The 19,242-nt window shown below is 53.9% G+C and carries 12 protein-coding genes; 3 read left to right on the top strand and 9 right to left on the bottom strand.

Annotated features, from left to right (window positions below; translation table 11 throughout):
* Nucleotides 1–294: 294 nt before the first annotated feature.
* On the bottom strand, nt 295–1,137 hold the full coding sequence (locus ABX962_RS08750) for a transglutaminase family protein (protein WP_372718535.1): 843 nt from the start codon (nt 1,135–1,137) through the stop codon (nt 295–297).
* A gap of 147 nt (nt 1,138–1,284) precedes the next feature.
* Nucleotides 1,285–4,683 (bottom strand): protein kinase, encoded by a 3,399-nt coding sequence (locus ABX962_RS08745; protein WP_372718533.1) that lies wholly within the window; start codon nt 4,681–4,683, stop codon nt 1,285–1,287.
* A 599-nt stretch (nt 4,684–5,282) separates the two neighbouring features.
* Here ABX962_RS08745 and ABX962_RS08740 point away from each other — a divergent pair.
* Both ABX962_RS08740 and ABX962_RS08735 read left to right on the top strand, forming a co-directional pair.
* Nucleotides 5,283–6,437 carry a transposase gene (locus tag ABX962_RS08740; protein ID WP_372718531.1) on the top strand — a complete coding sequence of 385 codons (1,155 nt, stop codon included), beginning with the start codon at nt 5,283–5,285 and terminating at the stop codon, nt 6,435–6,437.
* Nucleotides 6,438–6,831: 394 nt separating this feature from the next.
* Complete coding sequence (locus ABX962_RS08735; RefSeq protein ID WP_372718530.1) at nt 6,832–7,134, top strand: hypothetical protein; 303 nt, start codon at nt 6,832–6,834, stop codon at nt 7,132–7,134.
* A gap of 322 nt (nt 7,135–7,456) precedes the next feature.
* Here the strand turns inward: ABX962_RS08735 and ABX962_RS08730 are convergent, their stop codons facing one another.
* Nucleotides 7,457–7,744 carry a hypothetical protein gene (locus ABX962_RS08730; protein ID WP_372718528.1) on the bottom strand — a complete coding sequence of 96 codons (288 nt, stop codon included), beginning with the start codon at nt 7,742–7,744 and terminating at the stop codon, nt 7,457–7,459.
* Nucleotides 7,745–7,860: 116 nt separating this feature from the next.
* Between ABX962_RS08730 and ABX962_RS08725 the strand changes: the two genes are divergently transcribed.
* Complete coding sequence (locus tag ABX962_RS08725; RefSeq protein WP_372718526.1) at nt 7,861–8,094, top strand: hypothetical protein; 234 nt, start codon at nt 7,861–7,863, stop codon at nt 8,092–8,094.
* Between the two features lie 715 nt (nt 8,095–8,809).
* Here ABX962_RS08725 and ABX962_RS08720 read toward each other — a convergent pair.
* The 6 genes from ABX962_RS08720 to ABX962_RS08695 all read right to left on the bottom strand — a co-directional run bounded on the left by ABX962_RS08720 (nt 8,810) and on the right by ABX962_RS08695 (nt 18,530).
* Nucleotides 8,810–8,968, bottom strand: coding sequence for an ECF-type sigma factor (locus ABX962_RS08720; protein WP_372718537.1), 159 nt, complete (start codon nt 8,966–8,968; stop codon nt 8,810–8,812).
* A gap of 374 nt (nt 8,969–9,342) precedes the next feature.
* The gene (locus ABX962_RS08715) at nt 9,343–9,993 is read right to left on the bottom strand and encodes a TMEM175 family protein (RefSeq protein ID WP_372718524.1); all 651 of its coding nucleotides are present in this window, start codon (nt 9,991–9,993) and stop codon (nt 9,343–9,345) included.
* Nucleotides 9,994–10,245: 252 nt separating this feature from the next.
* Nucleotides 10,246–12,249: a hypothetical protein gene (locus tag ABX962_RS08710; protein WP_372718522.1), complete on the bottom strand. Its 2,004-nt coding sequence runs from the start codon at nt 12,247–12,249 to the stop codon at nt 10,246–10,248.
* 211 nt (nt 12,250–12,460) lie between these two features.
* On the bottom strand, nt 12,461–14,524 hold the full coding sequence (locus ABX962_RS08705) for a HEAT repeat domain-containing protein (RefSeq protein ID WP_372718520.1): 2,064 nt from the start codon (nt 14,522–14,524) through the stop codon (nt 12,461–12,463).
* 278 nt (nt 14,525–14,802) lie between these two features.
* The gene (locus ABX962_RS08700) at nt 14,803–18,000 is read right to left on the bottom strand and encodes a DUF4132 domain-containing protein (protein WP_372718518.1); all 3,198 of its coding nucleotides are present in this window, start codon (nt 17,998–18,000) and stop codon (nt 14,803–14,805) included.
* Nucleotides 18,001–18,200: 200 nt separating this feature from the next.
* Nucleotides 18,201–18,530, bottom strand: a complete 330-nt coding sequence (locus ABX962_RS08695) for a hypothetical protein (protein WP_372718516.1) — start codon at nt 18,528–18,530, stop codon at nt 18,201–18,203.
* Nucleotides 18,531–19,242 lie beyond the last annotated feature (712 nt).

Raw genomic sequence — 19,242 nt, 5'->3', positions numbered from 1 at the left:
GCATCGTCCGTTGAGAGGCGATGCTTTAAGAGGTAACGCGGTGTGCCGGTCAAACCATCCACCATGATCGCCTCCTTGGGCGAACAAGAGACCTAGTGCGATTTGTCTGCCGAAGGGGATCTTCGATGCGAACAAACTGCGAAATGCGAGAAGCACGCCAGTGACCGCAGGTAGCGGTGGTTACTTGTCTTGTCACCCAGGGGCTTATTTCGCGCAGGCCAACACTGCAACATACCACGATTAGGAATCAACGCAATCGTAAAGTCTTGTACAGGCGATATCGATGGACGTGATTTACGCGGAACTGACGCCGGTTTGCACGTCGTTGGAGTTCAGTTCTTGGTCGTTTTGATTCGCGTTGTTCGCCCAGACGTTGATTCCGGTGCATTCCGCTTCGCCTCGGATCGTAGCGAAAGCGACATCCGCCGCGTCACGGCCGGTTCCAATTCGCACGAAACCGCCCACCGGTGCCAGTCGCGTCGCATCAAATAAGAACCAGCGTCCATCTAAATACGCTTCGAAAAAGCCATGGAAATCCTGGGGTTGTAGATTGACGGCGTAACCTGATACATACCGAGCCGGAATTCCCATGGCTCGGCAAAGGCTGATGGCGACGTGAGCGTAGTCGCGGCAGACTCCGGTTCGCTGAATTAACACGTCACACGCGGTTGTCGTTGGACCGGTGCTGCCGGGCGAGTAATGCAGTTGCTCGTAGGTCCAGTTGCAGATTGCCGTGACGCGAGAATACCCCGGCAGCAACTGGCCGAACTCTTCAAACGCAAACCGATACAACTTGTCGGATTCGCAGTACCGGCTGGGGTTGAGATACGAGAGGACGTCGGCCGATAAATGCTCGTAACTCGTCTCACCCACATTGGTCGAGTCCACGATATCCGCGTGCAGCTCGACTGTGGCGTTATAGTTAATCGTCAGTTCGCCTAGCGGAGCGTTGATTCGAACGATTCGATTGCCAAGTGGCCCAACGTCACATTCTTCGGCAGGTTGAAAAGGGAAGACTTCCAATGTCTCGGACGTGACGGTTTGGTGGTTGTTCCGAGTAACTGACAGATTGAGTAGATAGATTGCCGGTGATCGGACAATATAGTTCAGCTGGCAGCCAACGTTGATGATGGACATAACTGGGGATCGCGTGGTAAAGGATGCTGTGTCGCTTGCATTGTAGGCTAATCGCGGCAAATGATGCAGGAAATGTTTTTGTAAGGGGTTTCCCAACGTTTTAGTTCGCAAACCACGTCGGAAAGTTGCCGAGGCAGTGCGATTGGGCTACTCCGAACGCTGGCCCGAATAAACTTTGATTGGCCGATGGGGACCAAGCGAGAATAATTTTTGCAACGGCTCACTGAAGTGAATCAAGTCGGCACTCGTGTCTGCGATATCAAGTCCGCCGATTTCGCGACCGCTGCGGACGTCCCAAAATCGAATTGTGCCTGCTTGGCTGGAACTGATCAGTGTTCGATCGTCGTTGATAAACGATAATCCGTAAACGGTATTCCGATGTGCAGTGAGCAAGCCGATAGGCTCTGCGTCAAAGGCATTCAACAGCTCGATCGTTCCATCTTGATGACCGACGGCGATGGTTTGACCGTTCGCCGCGTAGCTCGCACTGGTCAAAGGACTGAAACGCTTGAGATAAACGGTTTTCGGTTGAAGCGTTTTTAAATTGTAGAACAGCAACGCGTCCTGAGTGACCACGAGCATCACCGATTCGTCTGGCGAGGAAATGATGTCTCGAGCACTTGAGTTGGGCAACGTGATCTCATCAATCATCTCCCAGTTCGTAGTGTCGTACTGGCGGAAACGGTCGTTGTAAAGCGCGAGCAACCGCTGCCCTCTGTCGATGAATCGTAGCCCTCTGCAATCCTTACCGCGAGACTGAGTGTCAATTCGATGCAATTCGCGTCCATCGGTTGCCGATACAATGACCAGCTGATCGGGCGCTGCTGCAACGATCATCGTTCCATCCGGTGTCACCGCGAGTTCGTATTGATTGTCGGTAGCGACGCGGGCGATCTGTTCGTGTTCGAGGGTCGACAAGTCGAAACGCTCGATGCCTCCATGGTCGCCTCGTAAAAAAAGGCGGTCGCAGTCGGTCGGTCGTCGCGTGATCGCACGCGTGGAGACGCCAAACGTGGGGTGCTGGAACTTGGACTCTTGCAGCGACCAAGCCTGCAACATTCCATTTTCTCGGCTGGCAAGAATCCGATCGTTCTCAAAAAAAACAAGGCTGGTGATCTTGTGACCATCGGTGGTGATGATGCGAGTCGGTGGCAGGTCGCTGTTTTTTTCGCCATTTTCAATCTGCCAAACATAAATCAACCCATTATCGCAACCTGCCGCGACACGGTTGCCATCGTGATTGATTGCGACGCAACGAATGCGGCCGTGGATCCCCTCTCGGCTAGATACCCGCTGGGAATCGTCCCATCGCGTGAGGGTCCAATTTGCCGAGTCTGCAGCGATCATGCGTTTTCCATCACCAGACAATGCGAACGTCAAAGGACTAAAATTGAACTCCCAGATTCTTGCGAGCTCTAGATCGGGCACGGCCCATGACCGCAGCGAGTGCCAATGATCGCCGTCAATTTGCTCGCGGAAGATCCCAACAAGTTGTTTGCTGTCGGGCGAAAAACAGAGCGATTCATTTCGTGATCCGGTCGTCAAACGAGCGTGCAGTTGACCTTGGGCGTCGTGCAGCAAGACCTGGTGGTATCGTCCCGCGGTGGCGATCCATTTTCCATCGGGCGAAAATGCCGCTGATTCCACTGAATACTCGTGGCCTTGCAGTTGCGCCGCAACATCGCCCGTGCTAGCAAGCCGTAGTGTGACCGGATTCAATCCGGTCGGAACGTTGCTGCCGGTGACCCATTTTGATCCGTCGGCAGAAATCGCGATCGCATCGAGGCTTCCCCCGATGCTCCATTGGTGAACCTCGCGATCTAAAAGGATGTCCCAGTGGCGAACCCAACCGTCCCCGCCCACCGAGTACAGGTCGCTGCCGGTTGGATTTAATGCGACTTCGTTGGCGGGTCCGTCATGTTTTCCCAGTGTCAACACTTCGGGCGGACGTGATAGGTTTTTAAGTAGCCACCATTCGAAACCCCGTTGATCAAAGGCGTCCGAGACCCGAGTCGTCGGCCCAGGAACCTGGCGAGCAAGCAATCGGTGGACCGCCCGAATGTCCTGCTGCGCGTAAGCTCGGTAGGCCGACGCCATGTCAGCAACGTAGAGGTGACGGCGTAATTCGGATTGACTTCGATACAGGTGCGAGTTGGTGGTGGCGAGCTGGTTGTTGGTGTGCTCGAGCGTCGCGGTGCTGGCGGCCAACTGTGTGTTCAGTCTTGACAATCGCCAACTTGCAAGCGACTGGGTCAAGATCACCGCCAAGACGACTGACGCGAATCCAAGAGCGGATGCAATCGAGGTCTTTGGATTTCGCACCAACCAGCGTGCTGCCTGGTCTGCAAGCCCAGGACGACGCGCGTGTATGGGCATACCCGATGAGAACCTTCGCAGATCGTTGGCCATCTCAGCAGCCGAAGCGTAACGGTCCGCCGGCGATTGTGACATCGATTGCATGATGATCGCTTCCAACGAAGCGGGGACACTCGAGCAAACTTTCGAGGGTGGTTGCAGCCGGCCACTGACGATCTCGAGCAGAACGTGAAAGCGGCCGCCCTGGTGCGGTCGTTTCAGAGTTACCCATTCGTAAAGCGTTGCGCCCAGAGAATAGATGTCGGTGCGATGGTCAATTCGATTGGCACTACCCGAGGCCTGTTCGGGGCTCATGTAATGGGGAGTCCCGATAATCTGACCGGTGCGGGTCAACACGGTCTGTGCTTCGTTGGCCGAGGCCAGCCCGAAATCAGTCAACCACACCTTGCGATCCGAATCGATCAGTAGGTTCGAAGGTTTTAGATCTCGATGGACAACACCCCGACGGTGGGCATGATCCAGGGCGTCGGCGATGTTCGCGATCGCCGATGCGATTTCGGTCATCGTCCAGTTTGGACGCCTTGCAGTGGCGTCAGAGACGGCATTCGCAATTACATCGTCTGTAATCGCTTCGTCCATCATTGCGTCGACGGCGTTGGCGGATTCGTCAAATTGATTTGCGTGTTTTGTCGCGCCGCTGATTTGTTGTGCAACCGTTTCCCCCGGGATCATCTGCATTGCTAGGAACGAGGTCCCTTCGTGCGTTCCAAAATCGCGGAGTGGAACGACGTGCGGGTGGTTCAGTGACCGAATCGTTTCTGCCTCGCGGCGAAAACGCTTTCGCATCCCCGAGTCATTGGCGGCCGCTGCATGAAGCACCTTTAGTGCCACCGGTTCGGAGCGGTCAGACGCGATCGCTTCATAGACGATCGACATACCACCGCTGCCAAGCGTGCGAATTATCCGATAGCGGCCTAACCGACGGGGAACATCGGTTGGCTCGTTGATGTCTCGTGGCGTATCATCGGAAAAGGAGGTTTCATCGGGAACGCTCTTGAGCGGATGGGGGCCGTTACCTTGAAAGTATTGTGAGACAAATCGCAAGAACGGCTCACGCAACTCAGGGTGATTCGCAATGAACCGCTCTGGAGGAACTTTGCGGCCTTGTTCCAATTCGTCCATGTAGGCCGCGATCAGGTCGTCGAGTTCCTTAGTATCGAACTTCTTCATCCACTCAGCCTCAACAAATTCGTTTGCTGCGTTGACTCGCCTGGTTGGTGAGGGCGGCCGGAAGTATCCGAGGTGATACGAGGCTTGAGGATCGAATTAGGAGATCAAGTCCGGAATGCAGGCGAGGTTTCAAATACTGCCGGCGAAGTAGCCGTAGAACAACGTAAATCATGAAGCGAACGGTGTGCAAAGCTGGGGGGGAACGTGTTGTTTTAGGAGAACTTTGGTAGGGGCAAATCGAATTCGTGGATTGACGGGAACGCGACAACGTCTCGGAAAATTTGCAGGCCAAGGGGGGGGACTGTGGAAACAAAGGGAAATAAATATACATGCTGCCAAAAGGTGGCAATGGTTGTTGGCTGATCATAACAGCGCGGCCTTTTCCACGCAAAGAATCGAAGGACAACATGGCATCAGCAATTTGTGGCGTTTCTGGGGTAGATGACCCGTCGATAAAAACTGGTTGGTGCCAGGCATAAAAACTGGTTGGTGCCAGGCATAAAAACTGGTTGGTGCCAGGCATCGAAATTTGACACGATTTTGAATTTCGTTCTAATACAGTTATCTGAATCATCCCTCGAACACGCGGAGGTGCCCTGATGCCAAGGCCGCCCCGAGCTGAACAGTTCAGCCCTGATGAAGTTTGTATCGTCCACGTGACACAGCGGTGCGTCCGCCGCGCTTTTCTGGCAGGTATCGATTTTGTTACCGGTAAGGACTTTTCTTACCGTCGAGAGTGGATCCGAAGACGATTGGAATCGCTTGCATCTGTCTATTCTGTTGACGTACTCACTTATTCGATCATGAGTAGTCACGTACACGTGATTCTCCGCAACCGGCCTGATGTGTTGGCGAAATGGTCCGACATTGAAGTGGCCCGGCGTTGGCTGAAAGTCTTTCCAGGGCATCGTCTCGAGGAACATCTTGCCGAACCGACCGAAAATGACGTCCAAACGCTCGTCCGTGACACGCAGCGGCTAAAGACGATCCGGCAGCGACTAGCGGACATTTCCTGGTTCATGCGAGCATTGTCAGAGCCGATTGCACGCCGCGCCAACAAGGCCGATGAATGCACCGGCCATTTCTGGGAGGGTCGTTTTAAAGCACAGCGAATTGTTGACGAAACCGGTCTGTTGGCCTGCAGTATGTACGTCGACCTGAATCCGGTGCGGGCGGCAATGGCGGATTCCCCGGACCATTCACCGCATACGTCGGCCTATGACCGCATCGAAGCGGGGAAAGGTAAACAAATAAATTCGGCTGCATTCGATTTGAAGCCGATTCCGAGCGAACAAGTCGCAGAGTCGATTCGCGAAACTCCGGTCGAGACGCTTCGTCAGAAACAGCGTGGCAAGCGTAAGGATCCGACCAGACGCAAGGTACGTCGAGATGGTTGGCTTGCTCCGCTGCCGCTCGACCCCAGCACGCTTGCGAGCGAACCTCAAGTGCACACCGATGGTTTTCGCAGTAGCGACCGTGGCTTTTTGAGTTTGTCGCTTAACGAGTATCTGCGACTGCTCCGCTGGACTGCGAAACACGCAAACGACGCAGCGAAATTGCCCGCAGGTGTTACGCAAACACTAGCAGCACTTGGAATCGAGCCGTCGATGTGGCGAGACTTGGTGTGGCACTGGGAAAATTATTTTGGCCAATCAACGTGTGTCGGACGCAGCGAATCGATGCAAGCGGATGCCGAGCGGACGGGGCACCACTGGCACCGCGGCCAATCCAACGCATCAGCTTGTTTCGTTTAGGCCGTTGGATGTCGTCGTAGCCAAGCTGCATTGATTGCATTGATATTGATGCAGCCTCATGAAGGGCCGTCAACCTATCAAGGCGACCGTTCTGTCAAAGCCGAGTGTTTTGAAGCATATTCGCTAAGCATTGCAGCGAAAATCATTGATTGAGTACCAGATTTTCTTACTTGTAGGCTGTCGCACAAAAAAGACGAGCACGCCAACAGATTGGTGCCAGGCATTAATTAAAAAAACTGGTGCCTGGCACCGAGTTAAAGACAGGTTGATGCCTGGCACCGAATTGGGAAAGTTCTCATTGTGATCGCCTACATTAGCCACTTCAGCCAGGATCGCCCCATCGCAATCACTCCGTTGGTGTTTGTCCGGCCCCTATGTGCGGCCGAGGAGTTCCGTGTCTTCGTATCTTGCCAATCCCGAACGTGCGAGGTGGGTTGAAAGTATGGTTACCCCCGAACTGCGGGCAAAGATTCACAGTCTAGATGATACCGACGCAATGGCGGCCTGGGCTAAGGAACGTACCTCGTACTTCACTACCGATTCCGACAGCAAACGGGAAGTGGACAAAGATTTGGAAACGATCAACATGGGGTTTGATGATCCAAAATTCTTGCCGTCGATGATCGAGCATTTGGCGTCCATCGAGCGGAATCAAAAGGCAAGAGCCAAGCGACTGCTTTCCCGCTATGATCCCTAGGGGCCGAAATCAGAAGACGCGAACACCTGGCAATCATGGTACGATCAGAACGAGCCTTACCCGTTTGCCACCGACTATGGCCATTATCGTTGGTACATCCACCCACTGGCGAAGCAGCGTGGTATCGCCAGCGGGCAATTGCGAGGACCGGCACACATGGAGCGATGATTCCCCCCACGCAATCTGCATCAAAAAAAAGGTTGCGTCAACAAGGACTCGTTCGGCGAGATCGCGGTCATAATCGCCACGATGACGGAGGTCGGTCACTGCATTGGGACAAAAATATGCAAGAATTCGCCACAATTGACATCCGGTAGATCTCTCAACGATTGGTGATTGTCTCTGCCAAGTCATCTGTGCCAAAAACAATTTGCCGCAATGGTCGATAAAATCCTCGCGACCATTTCATCCGCTCGATTAAACGGATGGTGTTGCCATACACATGCAGGGGGCGGCCTGGACGTTGATGGATCGGCATCGCCTTGATCTCGGCGCGATAGGATCCCGTTGGCAGGATGACCGGGCTCCATCCGGTGGGTGATCCCGCGTCGCTCGGCGTGGGCAAAAAGAAGACAACTAGCAGGATTGCGAACCGTCTTGTCCGGCTCATTAGTCTTTTCAGGCTCATCGGTGTATAAAGATCAGTGCGGAATTACGAGACAAAGGCGAGTCATTAGGAGGATCGGTCCTCAGCCGATTCGATAACAAATCCTCCGAGCAAATCGCATGCCAGCAAAAGCTCGTCGCGGCGAGCAGCCCGTATACTGCATCGACAAAGTTGTCGCTGAGGCGAGGCTAGGCCAAGCAAAAGTGGCGAGGGCGTCTCATCAGTCAAAATCAGCAAGACAAAATCAATTAGGGATGTCGTTTCGGCGTCACCACCGCGACCGTGATATCGTCGGCGTCATCAGTGTTAAGAAGTGGCGGCAGTACGCCCGTCGTTATAGCGGCTACACCTGAGCGTCTGCCTTCATAGCATGATCACCCCACCATGTGGTTGCATGACGCTGTGTCCCGCGGTCGGCGCATTCGCAATGATCCAGTTCGTCACTCAGACAATTTGCACTACGGATTCGTTGCTCCACATCTCATGTCAAACAACGAATAATCACCGACTCACGATCAGGCTGGATGCCATCACAATAGGCTGTTGGGAGATCAGGTTCTTGATTGACTGGAGTCATCATGATCTCGAGAGGAGAGCCCCCGGTAAACGGTGGTCAACCCCTTAGCAAGAAGTAGGCGACCGCCCCGACCGATTAGTTGTCGCTGCGTGCGTCGACGTTACAAGGAGGGCGATCTGTTCGGGCGATATGAAAGCGAGATTTCCCGCGACCATGTTTGACTCGATCGAATGTTGCGGATTAAACGGCGGCGAAGAATATGTCGATCGTCTTCCCATACATCTTTTCAGGAACAGATTCGGATCGATGGGCGAAGAGGGACCAGCGAAGATCGTTTCAGGCGGCGGACGCGTCGTCGGCGAATCCAACACCGTTTCCGCGAAGTGATGATCCCGCAGCGATAACATTTTGGTAAGAATGTCGGGGGTGTCGCCGCTTTACTGCTGTGCAAAAGCAAGACGATCTGTGTTGGGAAGTTTGATTGCTTCGCTGAACACTTACTTGACACGAGTGTATTGAGTTGGCGTCATGTGGCCCTCTCATCGGACAATTCACTTCACAGCCAAGGCTCGCAACATCGTCCAATCGGATTCACGGTGGCGGTTCAAAACGCCGATTGCCTCGGCGACTTTCTCCATGGTCAAACCACCGTAGAACTGCAATCCGACAATCTGAGCTTGGCGAGGATCGAGTGCGGCTAGCTTCGTCAGCGTCTTTCGACCGCAAGCCTATTCTCGTCCTTGCGATTGCTGAGGCACTCATATCTTTTGGACTGGAAGGTTGCTGAGATTTTTGTGCAATGCGATTCTCTAGTCCGCGAAGGTCAAAAGTGAAACGAAACCTTTCGAGGTGGCGTTCTGCCACAAACTCGAGTTTCATGTTCTTGGTTCCTTCGTCCAGCTTGGTGAACACGACGCCGGCGCGCTGATTACCCGTTTAAATGGAGGCGTAGCCGACCGTGAAGCAGGGTTTGAGTTTTGAAAACAATTTTTTTGATAAGAAAATCAACTTTACGTCTGCATCAGAAGCGTTGAGGTTGCGGCAAAAAATTTCCTGCGATTCGCGTTCGGCAATCCCAATACCATCACGACGAGGGTGCGAGTGCACGCCAACCCGAATCAACCAATTGGTGCGAGAAATAGAAGCAAGGAATCGCTAACAAGATCATTCTGCTGATCCCGATACTCAGAAACGAACATCCAATCGCCAAGATGCAAAGCGATGGTGCGATCGCGAGTCGCTGCGTCATGCTTTGCACGACGGTCGGCGATGTATTGGGATTGATAAGTCGATGTTGCTTGGACGCATACAACCAGATGCCAAGCAACGTTACTCCACACATGAATAACGAGAAACTGTAAAACACCATTGCGAACTCGTCATGCCGATACGCAGCTTGTAGCCCCGTTGGAAACGGTAGGAACGTCAAGCAAAGCAGGAACAAACCATTTAGAACGATCAGCGGACGCGTCGCATGCGTTAGATAGTGAAAGATCACATAATGGCTTAGCCAAAAAGTTCCGATCAGCACGAAACTAACCACATACCCCATGGCCGGATGCAGCGATTCACGCAGGTAATTGCCTAGTTCGCTTGTGTTCACCGTGTGCGACGAAGGGACTTCCAAACCAAGGACAAGGAGGGTGATTGCGATAGCGATAACACCATCGCTGAATCCGGCTAAGCGATCGAGTTTGAATCCGCTGCCGCGGTCGCTACGAGACGTGGTGGACATGTTGGCCGCTCGATTTCAGTGGACTGCCAAAATAGATGCGAAAAGTTGAGTTGCATGGCGGACCGCGTGGGGCGATCCCCAGACATGCGACTCGTATTCGTCCTGGGGGGTGCTTGGTGAACCGTTGTACGACGCGTCGGTTGGAACGGCGATGTTGCCCATCAGGGTTCCGCCGCCCCGCATACTCGGAATGAAGTGCGGGACGAAAATCTCGCAAACAAAGTACCTCGCAAACTAGTGGTACCATTGCAATTAGTTAGCCGCTCGTGCTTGCCCCATCACGGGAGTCTTCGCGGGTGCTGCGACGCCATAGATACAAACAATGCCGTCACCACCGCCCCATGTTGATGTTTGGCGTGCTGGATCGGCTTCGCCTGCTGGGGCCACGTTGTTCCAGTTGTTAGCGACCCAAGCGTTCCCTGCAGGATCGATTGATACGTCGGTAACCATCTGGATGCTGCCGCTTTGGAAGACGTGGATAGCGTCACCGGTTTTCGTGCCGTCGGGATGCCCCTTGGTGTCATCACCCGCCATCAGTACCACGCCGCGGCCCCAAAAGTTACCAATCCAAACGTCGTCATTGCCGTCGATCGAGACACCCCAGGGGACGTTGACCGCACCGCCTCCGGTGAAGCCCATCGGTGCAGGATGGGTCCCGTCGGGACGTATCATATTCGCGACGCCGGTGGTCTTGCCGCCGCTGAGTTTTGGCGCCATATACTCCAGCACCATTTGAAACTGCTTCATGATCGAAGTGCCCTTTGGAATCTGTGGTGGGGGAAAGTCCAACGACATGTTGCTGACAACCCACAAGTTGCCTTTCGAGTCCAGGTTCACGCCGCGAACACCGATTCCGGCCCGAAAGGACTCTGACTTGGACGGATTGTCGGAAGCGAATCGCACGACCGTATCGGATTGCGAGTTACTGACCCAAACGCGATTCTGTGCATCGATCGCGATGCCGAACGGGGATTTCAGACCATCGACGGTGACGACTCGTCCGTCCTTCACACTTCCGCCGGGAAAATGCAGTAGTTGATCCTTCGTACCGTCGGCGATCCAGACATCGCCATTGCCAGCGACACCGACTCCCATCAGGTTCCCAGTCTTGCCCGCCATCGGGAAATCGGACTCGCTTGCAACTGGTTTTCCGTCGAAGTCCATCACCCCGATTGAACCGTTGAAACTAGTGACCCAAACCTTATCGAGTGTTACTCCGGTGCCCCAGCCGATTCCGTCGACGCCCATTCCAGTAAAGCCGACGATTGGTGGTGAGAGGGAAGTGCCGTCGGGAGCCAATTTGACGGTGCCACCACCAATGTTCCTGATCACGCCGGATTGAGACCCCGCCATCCAATTCTGGCCACTCCATAGATTGCCGTTGGCATCAAAGCAAATTTTTCCGGCGCTGTAGATGCCTCCACCTGCGAATTTCAGCATCATTGCAAAGTCGGGTGGGCTGTAGGCGAGATAGGGCACAAACGGAGCACTGCGTCGCGAGCCGTCCTTGGGTTGTGGGTACGCTTTGTCGAAGAGATCGTATAGCGGTTTTGGATTTGCCCACGGGGTGCGCGCAATGCCTGCTAACGCGCCGAGCGTGTCTTTCGGAGTCGAACCATCCGTCGGGGTCGCGGCCTTGAGGAACGCTTCACGCCACTCATCGTCCGCGATCGTTCCGAAGGCGGTGATCATCGCACCCAAGGTGTTGAGCCGCGCGAGTGTCGTGTTCTCGGTGCTATTGATTGGATCGAGTAAAACCTCGCCCCACTTGCCGGTTGTCGGATCAACCAGATTTGGTGCATTTCCAGCGGCAATCCGAAGTCCCAGTGCGTTACCTGACATCGACTCGCCATCGATGAAGCGCGCCGCAGTGAACGCTGACGCCACGGTAGTCAGTTCGTTGACAACCACTTGATCCGGAACCGCTTGTCCCAGGATCGAAAGCAACGCGATCGATCTCGTCTTATCATGAACGACTAGATAAGCCACTGCATCATCAGGAATATCCACATCAAAGATTCTGAAGGAGCCTTCGGGGGTGGTCGCGACGGTGACGATCCGTTGAGCCGGCTCAGGGCCTTTGGTGGCGTACAGGATCACTTTTGCCCCCTCAATCGGCTCGCCGCCAAGTTCCACTCGACCGTCCAAATTTTCGATTGTCTTGGCCAATGCAGTCGAATGCGCTGCCGTGAAGAATAACGCCAACCATGCGGCTACCATCAACGTGGCCGCACAACATCGATAGAGCCGTTTCATTGCAGTTCTCCGGCAAGCGATCTGAAAGCGAAAACTTAAATTGCTGCTTCCATGATCCAACATTCCATCAAGACATCAATTACACCTTCGTGTAACTGATGGGCGGTCAATTCCAACCGTCGCACCCCACTAGGAATTGGCAATAAGACAAATTTCTGGCTCGATTGTTTATTAATTCGATCCGAGTCTTGGACACGTGATGCTGATTTTTTTATAGCGGACTATCCGGCACTCCTGCGTCCAGAAGTTCGCTATCGGTTCCGGGAAACAAGCGGAGGAAAGTGGTTCGGTGGCGCCGGTATTCATCGGCAAACATTTGTTTGTCGGAGTTGTATTTGCTTTGCTGGATTTCCTGGAGAGTCTTCTGCAAGCACTCGAGCAATAGTGCTTTTGCCCGCTGCGTCTCACCGCGTGAGTGCCAGATTTCCGCCAGGCAGCTCATTTCCGCAGAGCGGTAATAGCTTTCTAATCCATCGCGAAGTTTCTCAAAGAATTTTTCCGCCGTAGCAAAGTCGCCCGAATCGAATGCCGCTGTCCCCAGCCTCCCATAACCCAAGTTGTGCTGCCAATGATCCGTAAGCAGATCAATGAGTCCCGCAACTTGCTCGCGTCGGTTGTGGCTAATCAGCAAGCTCACGTACTCATTAAAATTTTGGCATAGCACGTTAAATGAATCGTAGGCTTTGGCTTGAAGTTCGGGGGCTAATCGCCGCGAGACTTCTAAAAAACGTTCATAGAGTTCGATGAAAAACAGTGCGTGATTTATATTTTTAGTTTTCGCAGCGGCATCGATGTAGGCGCTAAAATGGCGTGGAAGAAGACTTCGGTTGCTCAGCAGTTCATTTACCTCTTCGGCCGATCCCGACTCGAACGTATCGAGTAGTTGCCCGTACGCCGCGATAATTTCATCCGGGGTGCGTTCTGAAGTCGTCGTGGCGAGGTGTTTTTTGCGATCAGGCTGTCCCTGAAAACCTAGTAACCGACGTCCAACATGAATTTTCATCACCAATGAATCCGATGTTCCTTCAGGCTGCTCCGAGGCGTCATACCAAGCGGACTTGCCGCCGTGAATGGCCAGCCAGCCGGTCTGCCCGTGCCTGTTTGCCGTTGCCAACGCGATGACGCGGTGAGGAAATTGAAGATTGGCTGAAAGCTCAGCGACACGGACGATCTTGACTTCGTTGTATGACGAAAGATCGCAAGACCCCAGAACACTGGCGTATTCCCCTGGCTCAGTGACTTCATTGTCCACGATCAGTCCGCTATGTTCCATTTCCCAGAAGCAATGGATTGCGTAGATATCTTCGGGGGGACGCCGATGAGTATCGCTCATAAAGAAGCACCATGTCATGCTGCCGACTAATCCGCAGCCAATGTCGTCTTTCTCGAGTCCCGTACGGTCCTTTAGCATGTATCGCACGAGCCAAAACGGACGCGGCTGACCTTCGGGCGGCCAAGCTAATTCACGTTGATCGATGATTTCAAGTTCGTCAGGGGCGCGGCCCAATTCATTGGGATGCGCCAGCCACTGAGCCATCTCTGCTTTCGCTTGGAAATCGGAATCGTTGGCATCGTCAGGAATCAGATCTTCGCGTCCGAGTTCCGCCAAGTATCTCTTCGCAGTATCGGAATGATTGACATCGAGGCAATAGCGTGCGAGCACTTTCAAACCAGACTCGCGTCCCATACGTCCCGACGCCCAAGCGGCTTCCATTTGGACTCCCTCGTCGACGTGGTCCATCGCCAGAGCAAGTAGTTGGTCGCGGGTTGGATTGTCAACAAATGGCAGCGCCGCTGTCGCACTGTGCGCGTAACTGAAGTGATCAGGATTTCGATCTTCAAGCCAAGCTTGTAAGCGGCGGTGCCCTTCGGGATTGTCAAAGGGGTGGTGATCGAGGTTGCTTTCGATGGCGACACCGTTGGCGGCGTCCAGCAACGCGACCGCAAGAAAACCGACGGGCAATGCTTCCCCTAGCTTGGCGAAGACATAGTCGCGATGGGGGTGCGCCTTCGTGAACACGGACAGAATCGGATGCCATAGATACCCTTCGCAAAGAACCGGATGGCGACTCGATTGCACGATTCGTTCCGCACCCGCTTCGGATCCGTATAAGGCAAGGATTTTGAGGATCAGTAAGAGGACGCTCGCATTATCTTTTTTTACATTCGCAACGCAACCGTCAAAGATCCGGATAAGCTGAGGAAGCCCAGCGTCGTACAAAATGTCGTACGCGGGCACGTCAACGCTCTCCACATCTTGGAACAGGGACGTCAATGCTCGGATTCCAGAGAAGCCGTTTCTTTTTGACGGGAATCGGGCAGGTTGGACTTCCAACGCCGCGACAATCGACTTCGCGTCCCTTCGAGAGCGAATGGTGTAATTATCTAACTCGCGGAGTTCTTTGGCCAAGTCTCCATCGGGCTTCAACCCTCGTTTAATTGCACGTTGCAGCGGACTAGAGAACATTTCAGTGGTTACATCCTGTTGGGGCGAGATGGGGCCGCCCGGATCGTCGGGGTGGGCGGGAAGGATCGTGGGGGATCTTTATCCGGCTATAATTTGGTTTCCGAACCGTCGCCAGCGAGTACGAGGACCGTGGATAGAATTTTGGAGGTTGCTCGATCACTTTCGGCGAATGGCACATACGCGAGCGTGGGGGGGGCTGCATCATCGAGTTCGATTTTTTGATTGCCGTCATTGAGGACTTCGCCGGTCACCAAGTTTACGGCATAACCGTTTGACTTTGTGGTGATGCGAATGAACTTGCCATCGCTTTCGATATTGTCGAGCCCAAGCATCCGACAAGTTTCTTCGATGAGTCGGGTCCGCATATCTGCCACCGGTTCAAAACCGACATACTCTTCCGCTCCGACTTCCGCATCGGCCACACTGGCGGCGAGATCCAATTCTCGTAGCGTTTCTGAGAGCAGTATTGGGGGCACCTGTTGCAAATCGATCTGCTCGGCTTGTTCACTGTGGATCTGCAGAGTCCGCGTAAACGTCAGCGTCCCCAATCGACATTTCTCATCGCTCGCGAAGTCGAATCCTTCGAGGTGGGCGGTCAACCCAGAGGATCGCCAAATGCGATCAAAACCACACGACCGTCCGCCCCAGCCGCGGTCTCGTAACAGCCTTGCGGCTTGGGATCTGTGTACCCAACGTTGGGAATAGCGTTTCAGTTCTTTTGCTTCTCGTTCGGCAGCGGTCAACACGAATAATTCACGAAACACTTGACGAACCGATTGGACGCGTCCCGCGTCGAAACATTCACGCTGCCAATTGGCCCAGTCGCCACGTTCAAGTAAATCAAAGCAATGCGCCACACGCAAGGTTTTCGGTAGTTTGGTTGACTTTCCAGAGTGGTCAACAAGCTTCGTGTCATTGGCGGTCAAATAGCCAGCAGTCTTTCCGTTCTCGCTGGCCAATATCAGCGTGCGTAACCGCGGCGCAATCAGCGGATGTTGAAGCCACATCGCCAAGTCGTCAGAGGAGAGAACGCGAGCATCAGCCATCGCTCGCTCAAGAAGCCGCGTGGCACGGCGAGCGCGTGATTTCAGTAGTTTATGGCGTTCAATCAAGGCGGCGACCTTTTTTGCCTTCTTAATTTTTGCGGGGGGCCGCTTTAAGAGCTTGTCGACCTTGGTGTAGACGATCTCGGGTTGTCCATCGCTGTTGATTGACAACGTGACATCGACCCCATCACTGGATACAACAATACCGTCAGCCAAATCATTGAACTTCGCTAATTCAACTTCGGCTACCATCTGTTCGGCGGAAGTATAGCCAGCATGCGCTGCCAAATTTTCAAGCGAGGCATTCAACAATGCCTCGGCCGAATCGCGAGCTAAGTCGAGCGACTCGGCATAATCGCCGAAGTCGGCTAACGTTTCGACACGGATACGTAAATCCGCATCATTTAGCAGCGGCGCTTCACCCAACAACGAGACGGCGTCACGCACGTGTCGCTTTTGAACTTGCTGTATCAACTTGTCGCGAAGTTTGGCGGTGAACGAACCACCAATCACATCAGCAATCATCTGCAACCGCGTTGCTTGCGGGGCACTAAACGTGGACTTTACGGCCGCCACCAGCCGTTTCCATTGGGTTGGCGACAAGGGGGCGATGACCGAGGAATACCACTCGCTAGAGAACTGTCCCGCTTCGCGCAATTCGTTGTCGAGTCCATCGCGGCGTAGGGTTGACCGCACAAGTGCGATGTTGAGCTGACAGCCGCAAAGCGGTTGCTGTTCGTCACCAAGGGCCTGCAACAACGCTGCCGCGTCGGGGCGTCGTTTCCCAGTCGTATGCTGGAACACCCAGAACAATACCTCTGCTAAATCAGGCCAATCAAGAATCTTGGCTGCTTGCGGCACCCAGTACGGATTTGCCATAGCCAGCCGCAGAATTACGTCGCCGTCCAGGTCGTCGAGACAATCATCGTTCGGCTTGGGCGCGGTACAGCAAAGCAACACTTGCAGTGCTGTCGTTCGCGGATTTGCATTCGGGAAAGGACGTTCGGGTGGTTGGATGGCGACCTTATCCTCAGCCATCGCGGTCAATAATCGATTGGCAACGGCAGCACCTCCGACGTTATCAATGCATTTGAAGTGTCTTTCCAAGTCCGTTTGGCCATTTGAGAAACGGCTGTCAAGCCCCTTGGGGACGACGGTGTAATGAGTCGTGGGCAGCAGATGCGGCCCGCCCTCGTCGATCACCAAATCGAGCAAACGTGATTTGGCTTGTTCGGCGGTGACCCGCAAGACGGGGAATTCTTCGAATAACGTTGCATGGCGGGCGACGGGGGGCGCACAGATGGACCCGAGAAGTTCCGCGTCACTGCTGAAGTATGAGACATGAGACGAGTAGGCCAAAAGAAAGTGTTCACGCAGATCCTCGTCCGTGGCAATCCCACGTCGATGGGCCTCCAACATCAAGCGGTCAGGAACCGGGCGACGAGTGCGACCACCAACGGTGGGATCGACACCGCGATCACGCCATATCAGCAATTCAAATATCCGCCGGATCGTGTCGTCCGAAGCCGTGTTGGTGGGTCGTATCTCAAGCCATTGCGAGCTCAAGCCGTAACGCTCGAGCATTTCTGGCAACAGGGGTGTTGGGATCAGGACAATCGGCCAACTTTTGGGCAAACAGCCGTCAAATTCCAAACGAGCTGCGGTGGTCTCGATGAAATCCAATTCGCTGGTATCCAAATCACCTTGGCTGGTAGCACGAAAACATAGCCATTGAGCAATGGCACGCTCGCAAGCAAACGGTGCATCGGGGGCGCGAGTCGCGTCCGCTTTTCCGGCGCTCGCGAGACTCCACTTATGATTGTACTTCCAGGCAACGCGATGCCAGTGAAGCCCGTCATCGTCGCGAAGCTTGACTCCGTCGGCCCATGCGAAAACATCGTCTCGCGCGGGTAAGTGATCTGGTTGGTTCTCAAACGAGAATCGACGGTTGGGGGGCTCTGCCATTCGCGGCACTGTGCCACCGAGCGACGCGATTTCCGCAGACGGCAGTCGCTCTGAAACATCATATCCCAAGTCGTCCGTTTGGCTGATTAAATCAGCCGGGGGGCGAACGTGGGCCATCAGCGAAGCCACAAATGACTTTAGCTGCTGGCACATTTCGGCTGTTCGTTCGGTCTCGCTCTCGATTTTCAGATCACGCGGCGGGATTGGCTGTGACAGCTTTGAAAAATCGATGAGTCCTAGATGGCAAGGGCGTTCCCAGTCGGTGATGGCCATGGCGAGTTCGAAAAAATGGGGATAAGAGAGGTAGCAAGGCGAGACGGCGGAGTCTCTATATAGATTGTGGTTGTTGGCAAAAGTCTAACATCTCTGGTAGCACCTCGGGGGGGCTTGCCAAAGGCAGCGATTGCGGTGGCAGCAGATATCCACGTTGTGGCTTTTTCGAATCACAACCCAGCTATTGCTCCGGCGGTGAATCAGACGCTGCGAGGTACCAATGGCGTGGTGCGAACGAAGGTGATCGTGCTGGATGGAGTGATGGAAACTTCGTCGCCGAGCTGGCAACATGGTTGTTCGTCGACAAAAACAAGGAAATAGCCTCGCTCGAATGCATCGAGGGTTGCACACACCGCATCGTCTTCGCTCCTTTTCCGGCGGCCACGAGTGGACGTTCCAAAGCGGATCCGTCCATCCGCTAGTCCCGCCTCCAAAGACTCGTTTGAAAGCGGACGTCGAAGCGGCGTGGGATTCGGCAATCTCAGCTGCTTTACGTGGTTTTTTACTGCCAACGTAATCAGCTCGGCCAATGTTGGTCTCCAGCCGTCAGCATCCGGTGGATCGATAGGCCACGAATCAAGCGGCTGACGCACAGAGCTTGATCGAACTCCTGAGACCTCAGGTAAGGCCAATGTGATTTCAACGGTCAACACCGCAGTGGAGCTCCTGGGGATCATGTATGAAGTTATTTGTGCATCGATGCATAACAGCCGCTTGCATCGGACGTTGAGGGTGTTTCTTTTTACAACAAACGCGTGGCGTCGTGTTGTGTGGAAGGCAAAGAAATCGAGGATAGCAGTGGTATCTGGGGAAACGCAAGATCTCGTCCATTGGATGCTGCTTGCGAGGGTGAATGAACGTACTTCCTTGATGATTGGTGAATGATGATGATATCGATCGGGAGTATCTCGAAAAAAATGATCCAAACGCTTCGTTGCTCTGGGCCGCAGCCGTATCTTCAAACACTTATGCTTTGCAGTCCTGTGGATGATTGGGATTCTATACGTGACGTCAGTGATCGGATTGATTCAGCGGTGTGCCCTGCGTACACGAGTGGAACAGTATCAGAGAGTTACTTTTATTCACTGACTATGTTCTTGGCTCGCCACTTCGCTCTGAGCAGCGGGACGCTCATGAAGAATTTCGCCGATTTGCATTCACCGATCACGATGGCATAGCTCACAACGTGATCGACTTCGCAGACGCGATTAGCAATCAGGATCAATTGGCGTTTGAAATTGC

Source organism: Novipirellula sp. (assembly GCF_041583735.1).
Taxonomy (GTDB): domain Bacteria; phylum Planctomycetota; class Planctomycetia; order Pirellulales; family Pirellulaceae; genus Novipirellula.
Note: the sequence above shows the minus strand (reverse complement) of the source record. Positions and strands in the feature narration are given on the sequence as shown.